The organism is Streptomyces sp. NPDC003011, from assembly GCF_053591515.1.
In genome coordinates this window covers 1-21,697 of sequence record NZ_JBSFTY010000118.1, presented here as the reverse complement: position 1 = coordinate 21,697, position 21,697 = coordinate 1, and the positions used below count along the sequence as shown (strand labels likewise).

The 21,697-nt window shown below is 71.4% G+C and carries 21 protein-coding genes; 5 read left to right on the top strand and 16 right to left on the bottom strand.

Annotated elements, in window-relative coordinates; genetic code table 11:
* From ACWD0J_RS37690 to ACWD0J_RS37660, 7 genes are all read right to left on the bottom strand, one after another.
* Positions 1 to 522 (bottom strand): anti-sigma regulatory factor (locus ACWD0J_RS37690; protein ID WP_451500381.1); only part of this gene is annotated, 522 nt, incomplete at its 3' end.
* Positions 523 to 963, bottom strand: coding sequence for an anti-sigma regulatory factor (locus ACWD0J_RS37685; protein ID WP_451500380.1), 441 nt, complete (start codon positions 961 to 963; stop codon positions 523 to 525).
* Complete coding sequence (locus ACWD0J_RS37680) at positions 963 to 1,382, bottom strand: STAS domain-containing protein (protein ID WP_451500379.1); 420 nt, start codon at positions 1,380 to 1,382, stop codon at positions 963 to 965. Before ACWD0J_RS37680 ends, ACWD0J_RS37685 begins: the two co-directional genes overlap by 1 nt.
* The gene (locus ACWD0J_RS37675) at positions 1,379 to 2,278 is read right to left on the bottom strand and encodes an STAS domain-containing protein (protein ID WP_451500378.1); all 900 of its coding nucleotides are present in this window, start codon (positions 2,276 to 2,278) and stop codon (positions 1,379 to 1,381) included. The genes ACWD0J_RS37680 and ACWD0J_RS37675 overlap by 4 nt, the downstream gene beginning before the upstream one ends.
* A gap of 185 nt (positions 2,279 to 2,463) precedes the next feature.
* Entirely contained in the window at positions 2,464 to 2,865 is a 402-nt protein-coding gene (locus ACWD0J_RS37670; RefSeq protein ID WP_451500377.1) for an STAS domain-containing protein, read from the bottom strand.
* 252 nt (positions 2,866 to 3,117) lie between these two features.
* The gene (locus ACWD0J_RS37665) at positions 3,118 to 5,658 is read right to left on the bottom strand and encodes a SpoIIE family protein phosphatase (protein ID WP_451500376.1); all 2,541 of its coding nucleotides are present in this window, start codon (positions 5,656 to 5,658) and stop codon (positions 3,118 to 3,120) included.
* A gap of 91 nt (positions 5,659 to 5,749) precedes the next feature.
* Positions 5,750 to 10,030: a HAMP domain-containing protein gene (locus ACWD0J_RS37660; RefSeq protein ID WP_451500375.1), complete on the bottom strand. Its 4,281-nt coding sequence runs from the start codon at positions 10,028 to 10,030 to the stop codon at positions 5,750 to 5,752.
* A gap of 395 nt (positions 10,031 to 10,425) precedes the next feature.
* Between ACWD0J_RS37660 and ACWD0J_RS37655 the strand changes: the two genes are divergently transcribed.
* Both ACWD0J_RS37655 and ACWD0J_RS37650 read left to right on the top strand, forming a co-directional pair.
* Positions 10,426 to 10,800, top strand: coding sequence for a PRC-barrel domain containing protein (locus ACWD0J_RS37655; protein WP_451500374.1), 375 nt, complete (start codon positions 10,426 to 10,428; stop codon positions 10,798 to 10,800).
* A 247-nt stretch (positions 10,801 to 11,047) separates the two neighbouring features.
* Positions 11,048 to 11,485, top strand: coding sequence for an ATP-binding protein (locus tag ACWD0J_RS37650; protein WP_451500373.1), 438 nt, complete (start codon positions 11,048 to 11,050; stop codon positions 11,483 to 11,485).
* Positions 11,486 to 11,618: 133 nt separating this feature from the next.
* On the opposite strand, the gene ACWD0J_RS37645 is transcribed toward ACWD0J_RS37650, so the two are convergent.
* A complete protein-coding gene (locus ACWD0J_RS37645) occupies positions 11,619 to 12,053 on the bottom strand; it encodes an ATP-binding protein (protein WP_451500372.1) in 435 nt (144 codons plus the stop codon).
* Between the two features lie 200 nt (positions 12,054 to 12,253).
* On the opposite strand from ACWD0J_RS37645, the gene ACWD0J_RS37640 reads away from it, so the two are divergent.
* Positions 12,254 to 12,430, top strand: coding sequence for a hypothetical protein (locus ACWD0J_RS37640; RefSeq protein ID WP_451500383.1), 177 nt, complete (start codon positions 12,254 to 12,256; stop codon positions 12,428 to 12,430).
* Positions 12,431 to 12,508: 78 nt separating this feature from the next.
* On the opposite strand, the gene ACWD0J_RS37635 is transcribed toward ACWD0J_RS37640, so the two are convergent.
* From ACWD0J_RS37635 to ACWD0J_RS37625, 3 genes are all read right to left on the bottom strand, one after another.
* A complete protein-coding gene (locus tag ACWD0J_RS37635; RefSeq protein ID WP_451500371.1) occupies positions 12,509 to 12,937 on the bottom strand; it encodes a hypothetical protein in 429 nt (142 codons plus the stop codon).
* Between the two features lie 92 nt (positions 12,938 to 13,029).
* On the bottom strand, positions 13,030 to 13,302 hold the full coding sequence (locus ACWD0J_RS37630; RefSeq protein WP_451500370.1) for a DUF4190 domain-containing protein: 273 nt from the start codon (positions 13,300 to 13,302) through the stop codon (positions 13,030 to 13,032).
* 3 nt (positions 13,303 to 13,305) lie between these two features.
* Positions 13,306 to 13,470 carry a hypothetical protein gene (locus tag ACWD0J_RS37625; protein WP_451500369.1) on the bottom strand — a complete coding sequence of 55 codons (165 nt, stop codon included), beginning with the start codon at positions 13,468 to 13,470 and terminating at the stop codon, positions 13,306 to 13,308.
* A 183-nt stretch (positions 13,471 to 13,653) separates the two neighbouring features.
* Here ACWD0J_RS37625 and ACWD0J_RS37620 point away from each other — a divergent pair, with 183 nt between their 5' ends.
* Positions 13,654 to 13,941 (top strand): DUF4190 domain-containing protein, encoded by a 288-nt coding sequence (locus tag ACWD0J_RS37620; RefSeq protein ID WP_451500368.1) that lies wholly within the window; start codon positions 13,654 to 13,656, stop codon positions 13,939 to 13,941.
* A gap of 86 nt (positions 13,942 to 14,027) precedes the next feature.
* On the opposite strand, the gene ACWD0J_RS37615 is transcribed toward ACWD0J_RS37620, so the two are convergent.
* Positions 14,028 to 15,932, bottom strand: coding sequence for an AMP-dependent synthetase/ligase (locus tag ACWD0J_RS37615; protein WP_451500367.1), 1,905 nt, complete (start codon positions 15,930 to 15,932; stop codon positions 14,028 to 14,030).
* Between the two features lie 150 nt (positions 15,933 to 16,082).
* On the opposite strand from ACWD0J_RS37615, the gene ACWD0J_RS37610 reads away from it, so the two are divergent.
* Positions 16,083 to 16,316, top strand: a complete 234-nt coding sequence (locus tag ACWD0J_RS37610) for a DUF6480 family protein (RefSeq protein WP_451500382.1) — start codon at positions 16,083 to 16,085, stop codon at positions 16,314 to 16,316.
* Between the two features lie 30 nt (positions 16,317 to 16,346).
* Here ACWD0J_RS37610 and ACWD0J_RS37605 read toward each other — a convergent pair whose 3' ends face one another.
* The 4 genes from ACWD0J_RS37605 to ACWD0J_RS37590 form a co-directional block, all read right to left on the bottom strand.
* Positions 16,347 to 17,435, bottom strand: coding sequence for a glutamate--cysteine ligase 2 (locus tag ACWD0J_RS37605; protein ID WP_451500366.1), 1,089 nt, complete (start codon positions 17,433 to 17,435; stop codon positions 16,347 to 16,349).
* A gap of 114 nt (positions 17,436 to 17,549) precedes the next feature.
* A complete protein-coding gene (glgB, locus tag ACWD0J_RS37600) occupies positions 17,550 to 19,760 on the bottom strand; it encodes a 1,4-alpha-glucan branching enzyme (protein WP_451500365.1) in 2,211 nt (736 codons plus the stop codon).
* 3 nt (positions 19,761 to 19,763) lie between these two features.
* Positions 19,764 to 21,125 (bottom strand): maltokinase N-terminal cap-like domain-containing protein, encoded by a 1,362-nt coding sequence (locus ACWD0J_RS37595; RefSeq protein WP_451500364.1) that lies wholly within the window; start codon positions 21,123 to 21,125, stop codon positions 19,764 to 19,766.
* Positions 21,126 to 21,153: 28 nt separating this feature from the next.
* On the bottom strand, positions 21,154 to 21,697 hold a 544-nt coding region (locus tag ACWD0J_RS37590), incomplete at its 5' end, for an alpha-glucosidase C-terminal domain-containing protein (RefSeq protein ID WP_451500363.1).

The window sequence follows — 21,697 nt, the reverse complement described above, 5'->3', positions numbered from 1 at the left end:
GCAGGAGGTTCGACGGCCCTCCGGTGACCGAGGACTACAAGGCGATCGAGGAGGCGGTTCCCGCGCTGGCCGCGGAGTCGGCCGAGGAGCTGCTGCCGCTTCCCGCGGCCGGGCCCCGATGCGGGCCAGCACCACCGTGCCCCGCCCCGGCGAGCTGTGCAGGCCGAAGTCGTCCGCTATGCGGCGGCAGGTGCCGAGCCCGGCCCCGAGGGACCGCGCCGTGGAGTAACCGTCACGCAGGGCGGTGGTGACGTCGGCGATGCCCGGCCCGTGGTCGACCGCGGCGACCTGCACCAGGGGGGCGCCGCCCGCCGCGGGCAGGGCCGGGTCCACCACGTCGATGAGGAGCTGACCGCCCCCGGCGTGCTTGAGCAGGTTGGTGGCCAGCTCGGTCGCCACCAGCGCGGCCGCCGCCGTCCGCGGCTCGTCGAGCCCGGCGAGGGCGGCCGCGTGCTCCGCGGCGACCCGGGCGTCACGCACCCGGGTCGAGTCGTGCACCGGTACGTCCCACACGCGCGGCATTCAGGACTCCTCACGCGGCCTGGGCGGCATCGCCGCCCAGGAGACCACCGTGACCTTGGTGCCGACCCCGGGGGTGCTGTCGACGGCGAACTCGTGCACCAGACGGCGCGCACCGCCCAGGCCCATGCCGAGGCCGTCGCCGGAGGTGTAGCCGTCGCTCAGCGCCCGCTCCAGGTCGGGGATGCCCGGCCCCTCGTCGGAGAAGGTCAGCCGCAGCCCACGGGTCCGTCCGCTGACCACGGGCGCCGTCTCCATCTGGCCGCCCCCGCCGTGCACGAGGGTGTTGCGGGCCAGCTCACTGGCCGCGGTGACCAGCTTGGTCTGCTCCACCAGTCCGAAGCCCAGCAGGCCGGCGGCCTGCCGCACATGCTGTCGCACCCACACCAGATCCATGTCCGAACGGATCGGCAGGCAGGCTTCGACACCCGCGGCTGTCTGCATCACCGGCTCTCCTGGCGCAGGCCGCCGGAGCGGGTGTCCGGATCAAGCCCCGCGAGGAGCTCCATGGCCGCCTCGGTGGTGAGCGCGGTGCGCAGCCCCGGCAGCGTCAGCCCCAGCTCCACCATCGTGATCGCGACCGCCGGCCGCATCCCGGCGACCACGGTCCGCGCCGCCAGCAGCCGGGCGTTCGCCGCGATCTCGGCCAGCACCCGCCCGAGGAAGGAGTCGACTATCTCCACTCCGGAGATGTCGATGACCACACCGGTCACCCCGGTGCTGACGATCATCTCGCCGATGTCCTCCTGGAGCTGCTGCGCCGTGCTGTCGTACAGATCCCCCTGGAGCGTGACCAGGAGGACGTCACCGAGCCGGAGGACCGGCACGTGGCCCGTGACCGGGCGGGAGAAGTCGTGGCTCACCGGGGCCCCGCACCGCCGGGCGTCGAGTTGATGATGTCGGTGCCCAGCTGGTGCAGGGCGTACGCCAGGGCGTCGGCCAGACTCGACCGGGTCATCACGGTGCCCAGGTCCAGGCCCAGATGCACGATGGTCTGCGCGATGGCCGGACGGATGCCGGAGACGATGCACTCGGCGCCCATCAGCCGGGTCGCGGCGACCGTCTTCATCAGATGCTGGGCCACCAGGGAGTCGACGGTGGGCACACCGGTGATGTCGAGGATGGCGAACCGGGCGTGCTGGTCGACCACGGCCTCCAGGAGGCTCTCCATGACCACCTGGCTGCGGGCGCTGTCGAGCGTGCCGATCAGCGGCACGGCCACGACGCCGTCCCACAGCTTGATGACGGGGGTCGCCACCTCCATCAACTGGAGCCGCTGCCGCTCGATCAGGGCCTGCCCCTCGCTCAGCGCCGTCTCCAGCACGACCAGCCGGAGCGTGCCCATCAGCACCGTCAGCGCCGTGGTGCACTCGCGGACCCGGTCGGCGTCGTCCTCGGGGAGGTCGGCGAGCAGCAGGTTCTCGACCGGCGGACGCAGGGCGTTCACGTCGTTCGACACCTGCGAGGTGGTGAAGCCGGCCCGCGAGCGGGCCGCGCCCATCCGGGACAGCTGCTCACGCACCACGGTGAACCCGGCGGCGTCGGGATCGTGCACCTGGTCCGTGTCGGCGACCTGTGCCAGCGAGTCGACGACGATCTTGCCCGCTTCCACCGCCTCGTCCCGCGAGACGGTGAACACCGTACGGAACAGCGGTTCGTCGGCCCATCGCTGGGCGATCTGCTCACCGCGGCGGCGCAGGAATTCCCCGACCTCCCGTGCCGGTGATGCGTGTTGCCCAACCGATTCGTGCTCCGGCACCTGCATTACTCCTCAGATCCTCGTCGGGTTGCGTCGCACCGAACCCGCTGGAGGCAACGAGACGGCGATATGACCCTGCCGGGCGACCACTGTAACCATGGCCCCACCTCGTACGACACCTCGTGCCGGACAAACGATCACCGTGGGGCGAAAAGCCCGGTGACGGCGGTGGAACGCCCGCCGGATCAGAGCTGTCGCTCGTCCTGCAGGTCCTGATCCGTCCCGAACGCGTCGACGCGGGCGAGTGCCTCGTCGAGGTTCTCCGACACCGGAACCGTGATGCTCACACCCGTCAGGTCCAGGATCCGCCGTACCGCCGGAGCGGGGGAGATGATGTGCACGCTGCCCGGTATGCCGCGGGCCTCCTGGTACACGCGCAGGATGATGTTCATGCCGGACGAGTCCATGAAGGGCACGGCCGACAGGTCCAGCAGGAAGTGCCGCCGGCCGTGGTGGAGCTGGTTGGCCAGGTGATGCTGGAACTCCGTTGCGGTGTCTACGTCCAAATAGCCCTCGACCGCGATCAGGGCGACGTCCTCCCTCGGCAGGGTGACCTCGACGGACAAGGGGTTCTGGGCAATGGACACAAGTACCTCCACAAACGCATACGGCCAGGGCTGGTCGTCCCTGTCAGCAATTTCGGTGCACACCGGTTCCGGCGGTGTTCCGTGATCAAGCTCTCATCGGTCTGCCGATCTCATCCAGCGCCTTTCGGGTCGTCGTCCGTCACCGTGCCGCCCCGCGCTTACCCGGGATCCCGCGAGGTATGCGGATGAGGTGCGAAACCCGTTCCGCCCGGCCGGCCGACGGCTCCGCCGCCCTCGCGCGCGTCCGGGCCGTCAGCCGACCCGGATGCCCACGATGCAGGTGTCGTCGTCGGTGTCCGACTTGCTGTACGTGAGCAGGCGGTCCAGCTGCTGGTCGAGTGTCTTGGGCGCGCTGCGTGCCGTGGTCAGCAGATGACGCAGGGACTCCTCCACGGAACGGTCGCGGCGCTCGATCAGACCGTCGGTGTACATCAGCAGGGTGTCTCCGGCGGCCAGCTGGATCTCGTCCTCCTCGTAGACCGCCTCGGGCACGGCCCCGAGCAGCAGGCCCTTGACCAGGGGCAGCGGCGACGCCTCCGCCGCGCGTACCAGCACGGGCGGGAGATGACCGGCCCGCGCCCAGCGCAGGGTGTGCCGTTCGGGGTCGTACAGTCCGCAGACCGCCGTCGCGGTGACGGCACCGGTGAGGTGGTGCGCGACGATGTTGAGCCACGACAGCAGCTGGGCCGGCCCGGCACCGGTGACGGCCAGCCCGCGCAGCGCGTTGCGCAGCACGACCATGCTCGTGGCGGCCTCTATGCCGTGCCCCGCCACGTCACCGACGCACACCAGGACCATCCCGGACGGCAGCACGACGGCGTCGTACCAGTCGCCGCCCACGAGTTGCTCCGTCTCAGCCGGCCGGTAGCGGACGGCCACCTGGAGGTCGGGGACCTCGAGCGGGGCCTGGGCGGGCGGCATGATGGCGTGCTGCAGCTGAAGCGTCAGCCGGTTGCGCTCGGTGGCCTGCTGCTCGGTGTGCGCGAGCTGGTCGCGGGTGGCCGCGAGCGCGACCTCGGTCCAGTGCTGGGCCGAGATGTCCTGGTAGGCCCCGCGGACGGCGAACAGCCGGCCGTGTGTGTCGAGCACCGGCTCGGCGACGACCCTGATGTGCCGGGTGACGCCGTCGGGCCGCTGCAGCCGGAACGCCGTGGACGCGGACCGTCGTTGGTTCAGCACGGTGCGCAGGAACCGGCGGATGGCCGTGGTGTCGTCCGGGTGCGCATGGGCGGGGAGCTCCTCCAGCGGCACCGGCATGCTCGACGGGTCACGGCCGTACAGGTCGAAGAGCTGACCGTTCCAGGTGATCTCGTGGGTCAGCAGGTTCTCCTCGAACCCGCCGATCCGCCCGAGCCGCTGGGCGTGCTGGAGCAGGCTCGCCAGCCGGGCGGTCTCGTCCTCGATCCGCCACAGCAGCAGGACACCGCTCCCGTGCCGGCTGATGCTGATGTCGGCGACGGTCGACAGCGGAACCTGGTCCACGAGCGAGGTGAGGTTCATCCGGCGCGCCCGGAAGGGCTCGCCCGTCGCGTACACCCGCTCCACGCGCTGGAACAGCTCGCTCACACCGGCGGCCATCGGGTAGGCCTCCAGCAGCAGGGCACCGTTGACGACGGCGCGTGAACGGCCCGCGGGATCGAGGAACCGGCCGTTCACATGCTGGATGCGGAAGTCCACCAGGTGGCCGGAGTCGTCGAGATGCGGCACCAGGACCAGAGCGGGGTCGTGCAGCCCGTCGGCCAGGTCCATGAGCTCCGCCGCGTCCGGCAGCACGCGAGGCTCCTGCGCCAGGTCGTGGTGTTGCGTGTACGTCTCCAGCGTGTGGGCGCACAGCTCGGCGAGGGCCTCCACCTGTCGGACGATCCGCGCCGGCTGGGCGGGCAGCGGCTCCGGCCAGGCGATCTCCAGCACGCCGTGGACGCGCCCGCCGGTCCCGGCGGGCAGTGCGGCCCGGCCGCCGTCCGGGTGGTGGTGCCGGCCGATGCTGGGCAGACCGGTCTGGGCGAGGGACGTGATCCACTGCCCCGCGCGCTCGGTGAGGCCGCGCCGGGCCACCGTCGCCACGTCCGGCGGCACATAGCGCCAGCGCGCCGCCTCGGCCGGGGAGAAACCGGCGCTGCCCGCCAGCGTGAGGGACCCGTCCGGGCCGACCGCCCAGATGGCGACGGCCACCGCCCCGAGCGGCCGCAGGGCCTGCCGCAGCAGGGAGTCCGCGACGGCCTGGGTGTCGTCCGCGGCCAGCGCGCCGCTCTCGGCGGCCCGCAGCCGTACGGCCGCGGACTCGCCCGCCGGGTCCGCGTCGCCCGACGTGGCGGCGAGGAAGGCGTCGGTCACCTCGGACATCCGGTCCCGGGCGGCCTGGTTGATGACCTCGACCGCGAACTCCAGGGGCGTGACCTTGGCCTGCTCGGCCAGCTCGGCGAGCTGGCGCGCGGCCTGCGCGGGACCGCACTGCAGACGTTCGACCAGGATGCCCTTGGCGAGCTCGATCAGGGCCCGCCCCTCCGCCTCCGCCTGGGCGGCCCGCACCTCACGGCGCAGCCGCTCGACGGTCGCGGCCAGCCTGCCGACGGGGGAGCCGGAGGGAACGGCCGGCCCGTCGCCGGTCCGCCCGTCACCCGCCGGCCCGTCGTCGGGCGTCTCGTCGAGGGCCGGCCCGTTCTCCAACTCCCCGCCGGCCGTCGGTTCGCCGCCGTCGCCGCCGGGCGGCGCGTCCGGCCGAGCGGAGGGAGCGGCGGACGCGTGCCGTGCCTCACCGTCGTCGTGCTCGTGCGGGTGTTCGGAGACGCTCACAGTGCGAAGGCTCCTCGGCCGACAGGCCCTCGGGGACGGAAGAGGCGGCGCGGGCCCGGCCGCACCGCGTGCCGGGCGGTGACGGCCGGCCTCATGCGGGCAGCCACCGTCCGACGCAGGCGATCAGATCCTGGGTGTCGACGGGCTTGGTGACGTAGTCGCTGGCGCCCGAGGCGAGGGACTTCTCCCGGTCACCGGGCATCGCCTTCGCGGTGACGGCGATGATGGGCAGCTCGGCGTACTGCGGCATCCTGCGGATCTCGGCCGTCGCCGTGTAACCGTCCATCTCCGGCATCATGACGTCCATCAGTACGAGGGCGATGTCCGGGTTGTTGACGAGGGCCTCGATGCCCTTGCGGCCGTTGTCCGCGTGCAGCACCCGGAACCCGTGCAGTTCGAGGATCCCGCTGAGCGCGAAGAGGTTGCGGGCGTCGTCGTCGACGACGAGCACGGTACGGCCGCGGAACGAGCCGTCGACCGGCTGCGGCGCCAACGACTGCGCCTCCTCGGTGCGGACCAGGGACAGCACGTCTCCGGGTTCCTCGGCCGACAGGTGCAGCGCGATGCGTTCGCGCAGCTCGTCCAGGCTGGAGAGGAACTCCAGCGAGCCGCCTGCCGCGCGGGACCGCAGGGCCTCCTCCAGGGCGAGGTCGGCACGGTGACCGCTGTGCACGAGCACCGGGACACTCGCCAGCGCCGAGTCGCCCTCCAGCGCCTCCAGGAAGCGGGCGGCCTCGCCGTCCGGCATGCCCAGTTCCAGTACGACGCAGTGGCACGGCTCGTCGGCCAGGGCGCCCGCGGCCTCCTGGGCCCCGACGGCGGTGATGACGTCGACCGCGGCTCCCGGGCTGCTGCCGCTCCGGCCGTGGGCCACGTCCGCGACCACGCTCTCGGCGACCAGGGTCAGCAGACCGCGGGAGCGCTCCTCCACCACGAGCAGACGGCGCCGGCGTTCGCCGGCCGCGGCCACCGGGCCGGCGGCCGCCTGGCGGCCGCCCACGGTGTCCGGGGCGAGCGGGACGTCCAGCGCCCTCTCCAGGACCCGGCCGCTGTCCAGCAGCTCCTCGAAGTCGGGACGGGCCACCGGCAGGAAGAGCGTGAACGTACTGCCCTGGCCGGGCGTGCTGTCCACCGTCACCGCACCACCGAGCAGATGGGCGATCTCCCGGGTGATGGACAGACCGAGGCCGGTGCCTCCGTACTTGCGGCTCGTCGTGCCGTCCGCCTGCTGGAACGCGCCGAAGATCGTCTCCAGCTGCTGCTCCGGAATCCCGATGCCCGTGTCCTTCACGCGGAACGCCACGATGGTCACCCCGCCCAGCACGCCGTTGGGCACCTCGCCGTCGGCCACGGGTTCGATACGCAGCTCCACGCCGCCCTGCTCGGTGAACTTGACCGCGTTGGACAGCAGGTTGCGCAGCACCTGACGCAGGCGGGAGTCGTCGGTCAGCAGGTCCGCCGGTGCGCCGGGGGCCGTGGTCACCGTGAAGTCCAGGCCCTTCTGCGACGTCATCGGCCGGAAGGTGGCCTCCACGTAGTCGATGAGCTGCCGCAGGGAGACGACCTCCGGCGCCACGTCCATCTTTCCGGCCTCGACCTTCGACAGGTCGAGGATGTCGTTGATCAGCTGGAGCAGGTCCGACCCCGCGGAGTGGATGATGCCCGCGTACTCGACCTGCTTCGGGGTGAGGTTGCGGGAGGGGTTCTGGGCGAGCAGCTGGGCGAGGATGAGCAGGCTGTTGAGCGGGGTGCGCAGCTCGTGGCTCATGTTCGCCAGGAACTCCGACTTGTACTTCGAGGCGAGCGACAGCTGCTGGGCGCGCGCCTCCAGTTCCTGCCGGGCCTGCTCGATCTGCAGGTTCTTCGCCTCGATGTCCCGGTTCTGGGCCACCAGCAGCGAGGCCTTCTCCTCCAGCTCGGCGTTGGAGCGCTGCAGTTCCTCCTGCTGGGACTGCAACTCCGCCGACCTCGCCTGGAGCTCGGCCGTCAGACGCTGTGACTCGTCCAGCAGCTCGTCGGTCCGGGCGTTGGCCACGATCGTGTTCACGTTGACGCCGATGGTCTCCATCAGCTGTTCCAGGAAGTCCTGGTGCACCTCGGTGAAGGGGGTGACCGAGGCGAGCTCGATCACACCGAGGACCTGACCCTCCACCACGATGGGCAGCAGCACCAGCGCGCTCGGCACGACCTGGCCGAGGCCCGAGGAGATGGTCACGTAGTCGGGCGGCAGTCCGTCCACCGTGATGGTGCGGCGGCTGCGCGCGGCCTGGCCGACCAGGGTGCGGCCGAAGGCGATGCGGGTGGGCCGCGTGGAGTCCTCGGGATAGCCGTAGGAGCCGACGAGCCGCAGCTCGGGGCCGTCGTCACCGTCCTCGGCGAGGTAGAAGGCGCCGTACTGGGCGGACACCAGCGGCACCAGCTCGTCCATGATCAGCTCGGCCACGACCGGCAGGTCGCGGTGCCCCTGCATCAGGCCGGAGATGCGGGCGAGGTTCGTCTTGAGCCAGTCCTGCTCCTGGTTGGCCCGCGTGGTCTCGCGCAGCGAGCCGACCATGGAGTTGATGTTGTCCTTGAGCTCGGCGACCTCGCCGGAGGCCTCCACGGTGATCGAGCGGGTCAGGTCGCCCTCGGCGACGGCGCTGGTGACCTCGGCGATCGCGCGCACCTGCCGGGTGAGGTTGCCCGCGAGCTCGTTCACGTTCTCGGTGAGGCGCTTCCAGGTGCCCGAGACGCCCTCCACCTCGGCCTGGCCGCCGAGGCGTCCTTCGGTGCCGACCTCGCGGGCGACGCGGGTGACCTCGTCGGCGAAGGCGGACAGCTGGTCGACCATCGTGTTGATGGTCGTCTTCAGTTCGAGGATCTCGCCGCGGGCGTCGACGTCGATCTTCTTCGACAGGTCGCCCTTGGCCACCGCGGTCGTCACCAGCGCGATGTTGCGCACCTGACCCGTCAGGTTGTTCGCCATCGAGTTGACGTTGTCGGTCAGGTCCTTCCACGTACCGGCCACGTTCGGCACGTGGGCCTGGCCGCCGAGGCGTCCCTCGGTGCCGACCTCGCGGGCGACGCGGGTGACCTCGTCGGCGAACGCGGACAGGGTGTCGACCATGGTGTTGATGACGTCCGCCAGGGCCGCGACCTCGCCCTTGGCCTCCACCGTGATCTTCTGCGAAAGGTCGCCCCGGGCCACGGCGGTGGCGACCTGGGCGATCGAACGGACCTGGCCGGTCAGGTTCGACGCCATCACGTTGACGTTGTCGGTGAGGTCCTTCCAGGTGCCCGAGACACCCCGGACCTGCGCCTGGCCGCCGAGGTTCCCGGCGGTGCCGACCTCTCGGGCGACGCGGGTGACCTCGTCGGCGAAGGCGGAGAGCTGGTCGACCATCGTGTTGATGGTGTTCTTCAGTTCGAGGATCTCACCGCGGGCGTCGACGGTGATCTTCTGGGTGAGGTCACCCTTGGCCACGGCGGTCGCCACCTGGGCGACGTTGCGGACCTGGGAGGTGAGGTTGCCCGCCATGAAGTTCACCGAGTCGGTGAGGTCCCGCCAGGTGCCCTTGACCCCCTTGACGTCGGCCTGGCCGCCGAGGCGTCCTTCGGTGCCGACTTCTCGGGCGACGCGGGTGACCTCGTCGGCGAAGGCGGAGAGCTGGTCGACCATCGTGTTGATGGTGTTCTTCAGTTCGAGGATCTCACCGCGGGCGTCGACCGTGATCTTCTGGGAGAGGTCGCCCTGGGCGACGGCCGTCGTCACCTGGGCGATGTTGCGGACCTGAGAGGTGAGGTTGCCCGCCATCCCGTTCACCGAGTCGGTGAGGTCCCGCCAGACGCCGGCGACCCCGGGCACCTGCGCCTGTCCGCCGAGCCGCCCCTCGCTGCCGACCTCGCGGGCGACGCGGGTCACCTCGTCGGCGAAGGCGGACAGCTGGTCGACCATCGTGTTGACGGTCTCCTTCAGCTGGAGGATCTCGCCCCGGGCCGGAACGTCGATCTTCTGGGAGAGGTCGCCCTTGGCGACGGCCGTGGCCACCTGGGCGATGTCGCGCACCTGAGTCGTCAGGTTGCCCGCCATGGCGTTGACGGAGTCCGTGAGATCGGCCCAGGTGCCCGATACGCCCGGTACCTCCGCCTGTCCGCCGAGTGTTCCCTCGGTGCCGACCTCGCGGGCCACCCGGGTGACCTCGGAGGTGAACACGGACAACTGGTCGACCATGCCGTTGAACACGGTCGCGATGTCACCCATGAGGCCCTCGCCGTCAGCCGGCAGGCGGGTGCCGAAATCGCCGTCCCGTACGGCCGTCAGGCCCGCGAGGAGCTGCCTCAGCTCCTGATCGCCCGGGACCGCGTCGGTGACCTCGGTGGTGTTGCTGGTCATGCGCACCCTCGTTCCACTCCCCAGGAGCCCTCGGTCGACGAGGACTCGGAACCCGGCCGGGCCTTCGGGCGGCCCCGCAAGCAGTGTGTGCATTTCCGCAGTTCACGGATCTGCTTGATGAGAAATACGCCGCAGGCTAACCCACCTGCCGAGCGGCGGACAAAGCGTCGCGCCTCCTGGTGCCTCCGGACACGAATCACGCGCCGAAGACGCATACCCACGCGGACCCTGGGTACTGGATACGGTTTCCCACCCGCTCCGGCGCCGACACCTCTGCGTTGCGGCGTCCCGCGCAGCGTGCGAACGCGGCTGGAGGGTAATTGCTGCTGTGGAGCGGGCGGCAGCGACTTTGGCCCGCGGGCAGGTCGTCTTCGGGTCGGGGAGGAAGAAGCGCTGTGGCCATCGACGGAATCTGGTCGTACGCACCGGACAGCGGTCACATGGAGGGACAGGAACTCACGGGGTACACCGTGGCAGCGACCGACGGCACGATCGGCCACGTGGACCGGCAGGCCGACCCGTTCGGCATGCGCCACCTGGTCGTCGACACGGGCGTGTGGGTCTTCGGCCGGAGCGTCCTGGTGCCGGTCGGCGTCGTGACCGGCGTCGACACCGCGGGCCGGAAGATCACGTTGTCCTGCACACGGGGCGAGGTGAAGGCGGCGCCCCGGTTCCGGACGGACAGCGAGACCATGGACGAGGCGTACCTGGCGAGCGTCGGCGCCTACTATCATCGGCTCCCGCCACGCGGCACGACGACCACCACCTGACCCGGGAGGGCCTGGGGCGGTACGCGGAACGCGCCGGCAGCGAACGTGGGCAGCGCCGCGGACGCCTCGGGCGGGGCGCCGCCCGAGGCGTCCGCCGAAGCCCCGGGCGCGGGGCGGTCGCGGAGCGTGGCCGACGGCGCATCGAGAACGTGGAGAGGCTGAGTGTGGTGACAGGAACGGCGGGGTTCTCCGTCCTGGCCGGCGACGTCGAGTCCGTGACGGAGGCGCCCCGGGCAGTGACGGGGCCGTGAGGGCGGCGGACCGCGCCTCGGAGACGGCCCGCACCGCGCCCGGGGTGAGCACGGCCGCGGCGGCACGCGCGTATGCCCAGTCGGTGGTGCGCGCCCGGTGGGACGCGGAGAGCCGTACGGTGCGCGAGGACGACGTCATCGACCTGACCCTCGTCGTCTCGGAACTGGTCACGAACGCCATCCGGCACGGTGGCGGGCTGGCCGGGTTCGACGTCGAGGCCATGCCCGACGGCGTCCGGCTGGCCGTCCACGACCACAGTGACGTGATCCCCGAGGTCGCTTACGGATCCGGTGTGCTGCCCGCCGACCATCACGGCAACGGTTACGGCTGGCCCCTGATCATCCGTCTGGCCCGGGACATCGCCATCGACAGGCGTGCCGAGGGCGGCAAGACCATCCGTGTCTTCGTGCCGCTGCGGGACGTGTCCGGCTGACGGATCCGGCCGCTGGACCGCGGCCCCTGCACCGCGGCCGCTCTCACGCCGGCCATCCTCACCCCGGCCATCCTCACGCCGGCCATCCTCACGCCGGCCATCCTCACGCCGGCCATCCTCACGCCGGCCATCCTCACCAGGGCAGGAAGACGTGGATCTCCTTGCCGTGCTCGCCGGTGACGACGCTGACCTGGTCGCACAGCGTGTGGATCAGGTGCCACCCGATGCCGCCGCCACCGTGGTTGGGGTGGAAGGGCCGGGGCGCCGGCGGTGTGGTGTTCGTGTCCTCCATGACGACGTGCACGCCGTCGAACGTCCGGCGCATGCACAGTCCGAACGGTCCCGGCGCGTACTGGACCGCGTTGGCGGCCAGCTCCGTCACGACCAGGAGTATGTCGTCCCAGTACTCCGGCGCGGCCGGCGGAGAGGTGCGTGCCAGATCTGAGAGGAATTTCTCCGCTTCCAGGCGCGCACCCGTCACGTTGCGCAGCTCCCCCGAGAATCGGGTGCTGCGGCTCGGGATCTCCTTGGAAGCCAGTGTGTCGTCCCTATGCGGCTCGGTTGCCATCTCGCCTTCCCCGCCCGGCGTCAGCAGGGCTGTAGTCCCTTCTCTTGCGCCCCCACCGTTTGTTAGTTCCCAGGCAGACGGAGCCTACGCGCGCGGTGGCGCGATCAGCCCGGAGCCCCGTGATGCCTCCGTGATCCGTTGTCGTGCCTGTCGTCGCGGATCCGGGGCAGAGGGATCTCCTAGGGGACTACGAACGGAGGGTGACCGTGCTCGCCATAGCAGCGGCCGTACTGTTTTTCATCGCGTTTCTGATCAACGCCGCCGAGATCTCGACCAACGACGTCTTCACGTCGACGAACGTCATGCTCATCGGACTGATGGTGCTGGCCCTGCACCTCGCAGGTGTGGGCAGTTCCTTGGGGGCCCGCAGGCGCTGACGCACGCCCCGGACCCCGGCGTCCGTACGGAACCCGAGACAGCACGACAGGGTTCCGTACGGGCCGCCGGGGTCCGGGCTATGCGGCCGTCCGCGAGACACACGCGCCGGCGTCGTGAACGGCTCCGCGGGACTCCCAGCCGCGCAGGCAGCACGCGGCGTCCAGCTCCCGCCATCCCCGCGCCACCTCGGCGGCCGGTCCGTCCGCGTGGCGGCAGTCGGGAAGGTGGCCGGCGTCGTCGCGGACCCGCCAGAAGTCGCAGCAGGGCTCGGGCGCCGGCCATCGCGGTGCCGCGCCCAGCGCGAGGTGCCGGGCGAGCCGATGGGCCCGCACCAGCTGGGCATGGGTTCGTGACGCGCGGACGGCCGCGGCGACGAGGCCGAGCGTGACGAGCACGAGGACCGCCGCCGCCCTCCCGTGCGGGCCGCCGGCGCACCGGGCGGCGCCGATGCCGGTGAGAAGTGCCCCGGCGGAGCAGACGACTCTGGAACGACGGTGGTGGTGCATGGGCGGCGGCTCCCGGTGGGTCGGCGCGGGTCTCTCACCGGCGTCTACGACGAACCGGCGCGGGTAAACCCGGATGTGCCGAACATCACTGCTCAGCCGAACGCCGTCCAGGCCGCACCGCCGTTGACGGTCACCAGGACGGCGAGGAGCACCAGGTCCGCGATGCCGAGCCCGAGCCCGAGCAGGGCCCGAGAACGGCGGGGGGTGTCCCTGCGCAGGGCGAGGACGGCCAGCACGATGGCGATGGGTCCCAGGACCACGTTCAGGACGACCAGTCCGACCAGACCGAGGACGAAGGACGCGACGGCCATGCCCTCGGTGTCCCGCCTGCCCGCGCTCTGCCGGGGCGCCGCGGTCAGCCTCATGTCTCAGCTCCCTTCCGTACGCGTCCGCCGCCGGCGTTCACGCGCGGCGAAGACGGCCAGCCACACGGCGATCACCGCACTGGCGACCAGGGTGACGGGCAGCGGCAGATAGGCCACGGAGCCGAGCACGGCGGCCAGGAGGACGAGTGCCACGACCAGAAAAAGCACCGCTTACCTCCCGTTCCGAACCGCGTCGGCAACAAACGGAATGAGGAATGTCGAATTCATGCGATGACAGGTTTCCCGCACAGCGGAGATCACGCCCGGCCGTTTTCGGCAACTGGCCGGTGTATAGGGCGTGTTGGAGGGCACTCGCACATCAATCCAAGAACCCGACACCGGGAGAATGTGATGACGAGCTACGGCAGTTCCTCTGCCGCGTCCACCAGGTCGCGCACCAATGGTCTGGCTATCGCGAGTCTCATCTGCGGAATCATCGGACTGATCTTCTTCAATGTGATTCTCGGCCCGATCGCGATCGTGCTGGGCGCGGTGGGAATGCGCCAGGCGTCGGCCAAGGGCGGGGCGGGAATGGCCAAGGCCGGCGTCATTCTCGGCATCATCGATCTGGTCATCTTCGCCGTACTGCTGGCGATGGCCGCGTCCGGCGGCGGCGGCACCTGGTACATCGGCGGCTGATCCGGGACCGCGGACCGACGGTACCGAAAGGGCGCATGCGGGGTCATCCCGCATGCGCCCTTCGTCCTGCGCCGCGACGACCGCGCTCACCCGAATACGTTGTCCGCCTCGTCCCAGGCCGCCGACTCGTCCGGTACCCGGGTGCGTCCGGCGCGCGAGCGGGCCTGGTACATCGCGTCGATCTCCAGCGCGTAGGTGCGCACGATGAGGTCGCGGCGCAGCTTCATCGACGGCGTCAGCAATCCGCTGGCCAGGTCGAACGGTTCCGAAAGCACCCGGAACACCCGGATGGACTCCGACCGCGACACCGCGCTGTTGGCCGCCGCCACGGCCCGCGTGATCTCCTCCCGCAGCGCGTTCTCCTCCCGCGCCTCCCGGCTCGGCGTGTCGCTCTGCATCGCCAGGCCCGCCCGCCAGTGCGCGAGGAAGTCCGGGTCCAGCGTGATCAGCGCCCCCACGCAGGGCCGGTTGTCGCCCACGACGACCGCCTGGTGGATGAGCGGGTGCATCCGCAGCCGGTGCTCCAGCCCGGCCGGGGCGACGCTCTTGCCGCTGCTGGTGACGATGATGTCCTTCTTGCGGCCGGTGATCGTCAGATAGCCCTGGGAATCCAGCCGCCCCAGGTCGCCGGTGGCCAGCCAGCCGCCGCGCAGCGCGGCCCGTGACGCCGGCTCGTCGCCCACGTAGCCCTGGAACACCGACGGCCCGCGCACCAGGATCTCCCCGTCGTCCGCCACCCGGATGCCGGTGCCCGGCAGGGCCTGTCCGACGGTCCCGGACTTCTCCCGGCCCAGCGGCTGCATCGTGATCCCGCCGCTGGTCTCCGTCAGCCCGTAGCCGTCGTGGACGTAGAGGCCGATGCCTTCGTAGAAGAGCGAGAGGTCCCGGTTCAGGGGCGAGCCGCCGGAGGTGGCGCGGCGGGCCCTGCCGCCGAGCGCGCCGCGCAGCTTGCGGTACACCGTCCGCTCGTACAGGGCGTGCTGGAGCCGCAAGTCGAAGCCGGGGCCCGGCCCCTCGCCGAGCCGCTGGCGCTCGCACGCCGCGGCGAAGTCCCGCGCGGTGCCGGCCGCCCGCTCGAACAGCGCGCCCCGGCCGCTCTGCTGGGCCGTGCGCAGGAACGTCGTGTACATCTTCTCGAACATCGACGGGACCGCGTAGAAGTACGTGGGCCGGAAGGTCCGCAGCGCCGACGCGAGCGCCTCCTCGCTCAGGTCGGGCTCGTGCGCCATGAGCAGGCCGCCGCGCACGCACAGGTTCTGGATCATGAGGCCGTACACGTGGGAGAAGGGCAGGAAGGCCAGCACGGACCCCTGCTCCCCGGGCGGCGCGACGGTGTGTCCCCAGCCGGCCAGCAGCGTGTCGCAGGGGTTCGCCAGGCTGCGGTGGCTCAGCGCGCAGCCGAGGGGGCGGCCCGCCGTGCCGGAGGTGTAGGCGACGGCCGCGGTGGCGTCCGGCAGCACGATGCGGCGCAGCGAGTCGACGGTGGCCTGCGGGATGTACCGGCCCCGCGCCGCCAGGTCCGCCAGCGCGCCCGAGTCCAGCTGCCAGACGTGCCGCAGCAGGGGCAGGGACGCGCACACCGAGCCCACCGTCATCACCGACTGCTCGTCCTCGACCACGACGGCCACGCACCCCGCGTCCCGCAGGATCCACTCGACCTGCTCGCGCGAGGAGGCCGGGTAGACGGGGACGACCTCGGCGCCCACCGCCCACAGGGCATAGCAGACGACCGTCCACTCGTACCGGGTGCGGGCCATGATCGCCACGCGGTGGCCCGGCGAGATCCCGCACGCGACCAGCCCCTTGGCCAGATCCACCACCTGGTCCCGCAGGTCCGCCGCGGTCACCTCCTCCCAGACCGAGGAGGCGGCGTCGGCGCGGCGGGCGAGCATCGGGCGGGTGGGGTCGAGAGCCGCCATGTCGAAGACGCTGTCGGCCAGCCCGCCGGTCGACGGTCGGGCGGCCGGGGAAGGGGGAGCGTCGTCGCGCATGCTGATCCTGACGTGTACGGGCTGTGACGCCGCCGATGAGCACGGTTGTCCGCGGTGCTCGAATCTAGCCGAGGCGGCAGCGCGGGGTGGCCGGGAACGCACAACTGGCCCGACGCCGATGATCTCGGCGTGCCGGGGAACCCGGACGGCATGAACTATCCGAACCCTGATCCCGATCCCGAGCGCACCACCGGTCTGGAACCGGGCGGCGGTGTGCCGCCCGGCGAGACTCCGCCGGCCGAGAGCAGCATGTCCGAGGCCGGCCCGCGGGAGACACACAATCCCCCCAAGGGCTGGGCCAAGGCACCGCTGGCCGTGATCCTCGTCCTGGCCGTCGTCGTCGCGGCGTTCTTCCTGGCGTACGCCCTGATCCTGGTGTTGTGAGAGAGCCGGCGGAGGTACGGGGCGGCGGCCCTACGCCTGCGTGTGACGCACGCACTCGGTGACCACGTCGCGCAGGCTGCCGGTCCGCTCCAGCAGCGCGCGCTGCACCCGGTCGCCGCTGCCGCCGCGCAGCAGCTCGTCGCAGGTCTCGCGGGCGCGGTCCAGGTCGCCGCTGTCGGCGAGGGCGTCCTCGACGTGCTCCAGCAGGGCCCGCACCACCGTCTCCGCGGGCATGCGCCGCATCGTCGCGGGGTGCAGCAGTTCCTCGGTGAGGCCCCAGCGGGCGGCCCGCCAGGACGCCATTCGCAGCAGGCTCACGCTGTGTCCCGCGGGTTCCACACCCTCCCGCCACTCACGCGCGGCGGTCTCGACGAGTCCGCGGGTGAGGGTGGCGACGAGCACGGCGGTGTCGGCCCGCAGACAGACGTCCGACACCCGTATCTCCACGGTCGGATACTGCCGGGACAGCCGGGCGTCGAAGTAGATCATCCCCTCGTCCAGGATCACCCCGGTGGCCACCATGTCCGCGACCCTGCGGTGGTAGCGCTCGGCCGAGCGGAACGGCTCGGTCGCACCGGCCGACGGCCACCGCTGCCACACCCGGCTGCGGTAGCTGCTGTAGCCGGTGTCCTTGCCCTGCCAGAAGGGGGAGTTGGCGCTCAGCGCGGACAGCACCGACAGCCAGGGCCGGATCCGGTCGAGGACGGCGACGCCCTCCTCGTCGGACTCCACGGAAACGTGCACATGACAGCCCAGGACGAGTTGTTCCTGGGTGGCGATCCCGTACTGCTCGGCCATCCACTGGTAGCGGCGGCCCGAGGCCACGGACGGGCTGACCGGCAACGGTGAGGTGGCGAGCGCGGCGACGGCGCAGCCGCTCTCCTCGGCGTGCCGGGCGGCCTCCTTGCGGCAGCGGACGATCTCCGCGTGCAGTTCCTCCATGGCCGACTGCGGATGCGTCGCGAACTCGAGCATCTGGTTGTGCAGTTCTTTTTCGAAGACGTCCTGATCGGCGTCGTCCCGCGAGGCGCGGGCGAGGACCGCGGCGGACAGCGCCTGCGGCTCGCCCGTCTCCGGATCGACCAGGAGGAGTTCCTCCTCCACTCCGACGGTGCGCACGTGATGCAGCCCTTTCTCTGGCCCCTTGGCGGCGACGAGGAATCCTCGTTCGTACGACCCCGACTGCCCCCTCGGGGCCGTTCGGACACCTGTTGCCGCCGCACGGGCCTCAGATCAGAAGGGGCGTGGCGTCAGCCAGACCGTCGCCAGGGGCGGCAGCGTCAGCCGCACGACCCCGTTCTCGGGCTTCAGCGGATCGGGGTACGTGACGTCGCCGCCGCCGTACCGCGCGGCATCGGTGTTGAGAGCCTCGTACCAGGCGACGACGTCGTCCGGGACGCCGAGCCGGTAGTCGTGGCGGACGACGGGGGAGAAGTTGGAGACGGCCAGGAGCGGGCAGCCCTCGGCGTCGAACCTCAAGAACGCGAACACGTTGTCCTCGGCGGCGTCGCCGACCACCCACCGGAAGCCGCCGGGGTCGGTGTCGCGCTGCCACAGCGCCGGCGTGTGCCGGTAGACGGTGTTGAGGTCGCGGACCAGGTCACGCACTCCCTGGTGGTCGGCCGCCGCCCCGTACGCCGGGTCCAGCAGCCACCAGTCGGGACCGTGCGGCTCGGACCACTCGGCCCCCTGGGCGAACTCCTGGCCCATGAAGAGGAGCTGCTTGCCGGGGTGGGCCCACATGAACGCCAGGTAGGCCCGGTGGTTGGCGCGCTGCTGCCACCAGTCGCCCGGCATCTTCGACACGAGGGCCTGTTTGCCGTGGACGACCTCGTCGTGCGAGATCGGCAGGACGTAGTTCTCGCTGTAGGCGTACACCATCGAGAAGGTCATCTCGTTGTGGTGGTACTTGCGGTGGACCGGCTCGTGGCTGATGTACTCGAGCGAGTCGTGCATCCAGCCCATGTTCCACTTCAGCCCGAAGCCCAGACCGCCGCTGTCGGTGGGCCGGGTCACCCCCTCCCACGCTGTGGACTCCTCGGCGATGGTCACCACGCCCGGGGCCCGCCGGTACACGGTCGCGTTCATCTCCTGGAGGAACGCCTTCGCGGCCAGGTCCTCGCGGCCCCCGAACACGTTCGGCGTCCACTGCCCCGAGTCGCGGGAGTAGTCGAGGTAGAGCATGGAGGCGACGGCGTCCACCCGCAGGCCGTCGATGTGGAACTCCTCGCACCAGTACACGGCGTTGGCGACCAGGAAGTTGCGCACCTCGACCCGCCCGAAGTCGAACTCGTAGGTGCCCCAGTCCGGATGCTCCGCCCGCCGGTCGTCCCCCGGCTCGTACAGCGGGTCCCCGTCGAAGCGGGCCAGCGCCCAGTCGTCCTTCGGGAAGTGCGCCGGCACCCAGTCCATGATCACGCCGATCCCGGCCCGGTGCAGGGCGTCGACGAGGTGCTTGAAGTCGTCGGGGGTGCCGAGCTGGGCCATCGGCGCGTAGAAGCCGGTGACCTGGTAGCCCCAGGAACCGCTGAAGGGGTGCTGCGCGACCGGCATCAGCTCGACATGGGTGAAGCCGAGGTCCTTGACGTACGCCGGGAGCTCGTCAGCCAGCTGACGGTACGTCAGCCCAGGCCGCCAGGACGGCAGATGGACCTCGTACACCGAGAAGGGCGCCTGGTGCACCGGCACGTCCCCGCGCCGGGCCATCCACTCCTCGTCACCCCACTCGTACCGCGAGGAGGTCACGACGGACGCCGTGTCGGGAGGCACCTCGCAGCGGCGGGCCATCGGGTCGGCCTTGAGGAACCGGCCGCCGTGACGGGAGGTGATCTCGAACTTGTACCGCGTGCCCTCCCCGATGCCCGGCAGGAACAGCTCCCACACACCGGACGCCCCGAGGGACCGCATCGGGAACGCCTGCCCGTCCCAGAAGGTGAAGTCGCCGGCCACCCGCACGCCCTGCGCGTTCGGCGCCCACACCGTGAACCGGGTGCCGCGCACGCCCTCGTGGGTCATCGGCTCGGCGCCCAGCGCCTTCCACAGCTGTTCGTGCCGTCCCTCACGGATGAGGTGGAGGTCGGTCTCGCCGAGGGCGGGCAGGAAGCGGTACGGGTCGTGCACCTCCTGCTCGCCGTCCGCGTACACCACCAGCAGCGTGTACGAGGGGATCGCGTCGAGCGGCAGGACGCCGGAGAAGAGGCCGTCGCCCTCGGAGGCGAGGCGTCTGCGCACGCCGTCGGCCACAACGCTCACCGAACGGGCGAACGGGCGCAGCGCCCGGAAGACGATCCCGCCCGGGACCGGGTGGGCGCCCAGCAGCGCGTGCGGGTCGTGGTGGGCGCCCGACAGCAGGCGTCCGCGGTCGGCGGGGTCCAGGGGTGGGGCCGTTCCGCACGGGGTGGGTCCGGACGGCTCGGGCAGCGAGGTGTCGTCGCGCAGGGCCACGGGTCAGTCTCCTCTCACGGCGAGACGTTCGATCGCCGCCATGGGTACGGGAAGCCAGTCGGGGCGGTGCCTGGCCTCGTAGAGGACCTCGTAGACCGCCCGGTCCGTCTCATAGGCACGGAGCAGTCCGTGCTTCTTGCGTGGATCCCATCCGGCGCGGGCCGCGTAGCCCGCGCAGAACGCCTCCCGGCAGCGGCGCGCCCACTCCGGACGCCACGGGCGGCGCTGCCGGGCCGCGTAGTCGAAGGAGCGCAGCATGCCGGCGATGTCCCGCAGCGGGGACTGGGTGCTGCGCCGCTCGGCGAGCGGACGGGACGGCTCGCCCTCGAAGTCGATCACGAACCACTCGCGCCCCGCCCGCAGCACCTGTCCCAGATGCAGATCGCCGTGGATGCGCTGGGCGGGAGGCCCGGGATCGCAGGCGACGAGCGCGCCGAAGGCGCCCCGCAGACCGGGCACGTACGGCTTCAGGGCGGGCACGCAGTGCGCGGCGGAGTCCAGCCGCTCGGTCATCGCAGCCGCCGTACGGCCGCTCTCGTCATGCGTACCGGAGGGGAAGGCCGAGGCCAGCGCGAGGTGCACCTCCGCCATGGCCCTCCCCAGTTCGTAGGCGCGCGTGGTGAAGTCGTCCCCGGTGGCGAGCGCGCGCAGCGCCAGTGCCCAGCCGTCGGAGGCGTCCCGCAGGTACGGCTGGAGCACGCCGAGCGTCGCCTCCTGCGGCTGCGTGGTCCGGAACCAGGCCACCGGGGCCGGCACCCGGCGGCAGCCCTGTCCGGCCAGCGCGCCCGGCACCTCCAGGTCGGGGTTGATCCCGGGCTGGACACGCCGGAAGAGCTTCAGGATGAACTCGTCGCCGTACACCAGCGAGGAGTTGGACTGCTCGGCGTCCAGCAGCCGCGGCGGCAGCCCGGCCGGCACGGGCACGGACGCGTCGCCCTCGAAGCGCAGCGGACCGGCCGATCCCGGGTGCCGCAGGCGTTCCAGGAGCAGTTGCGCCGACCGGGGGTCGTGCAGGGCGTCGTAGACCGTCATGCCCGCGAACGGCCCGCGCTCCGCCCGGCCGATGAGCGCCCGGCCGAGACGCGGCGACGCATGCTTGCGTACGCCGAGCAGCAGCTGGTAGCAGTCACCGGCCGACGTTCCGCCGCCGGGGGCCGGCACCGGCGTGGGGCCGGTCTGCACCAGCAGGTGCAGACAGCCCGGGAACAGCTCGGTCATCGACAGCAGACCGAGCTCCGTGACGGGCCGGTCCTTGCCCGCGAACCAGCGCTGCCGGGGCAGCCAGTCGCGCAGCAGGTCGCCGAACGAGAGCATCGGGTCGGCGACGACCGAACGTCTGGCGCGGAGGAAAGCGGTCTTCGGCATGGTGACGCGTCCTTTCGTCGGCACACGCTCAAAGTCGTCGACCGATGCGGGATGCCACTCGGGAAAGCCGGAACCAGTAGAAGCCGTGCCCGCCGAGGGTCAGCAGATACGGCAGTTCACCGATGGCGGGGAAACGCACCCCGCCGAACAGTTCGACCGGATGACGGCCGGCGAACTCCCGCAGATCGAGTTCCGTCGGCTGCGCGAACCGGGCGAAGTTGTGCACGCACAGGACGAGGTCGTCCTCGTACTCCCGCAGGAAGGCCAGCACCGCCGGGTTGGAGGACTGCAGTTCCGTGTAGGAGCCGAGACCGAAGGCGTGGTTCTGCTTGCGGATCTCGATCATGCGGCGGGTCCAGTGCAGCAGCGAGGACGGCGACGCCATGGACGCCTCGACGTTGGTGACCTGATGGCCGTAGACCGGGTCCATGATCGTGGGCAGGAAGAGCCGGCCGGGGTCGCAGGAGGAGAAGCCGGCGTTGCGGTCGGGGGTCCACTGCATGGGGGTGCGGACGGCGTCGCGGTCGCCGAGCCAGATGTTGTCGCCCATGCCGATCTCGTCGCCGTAGTAG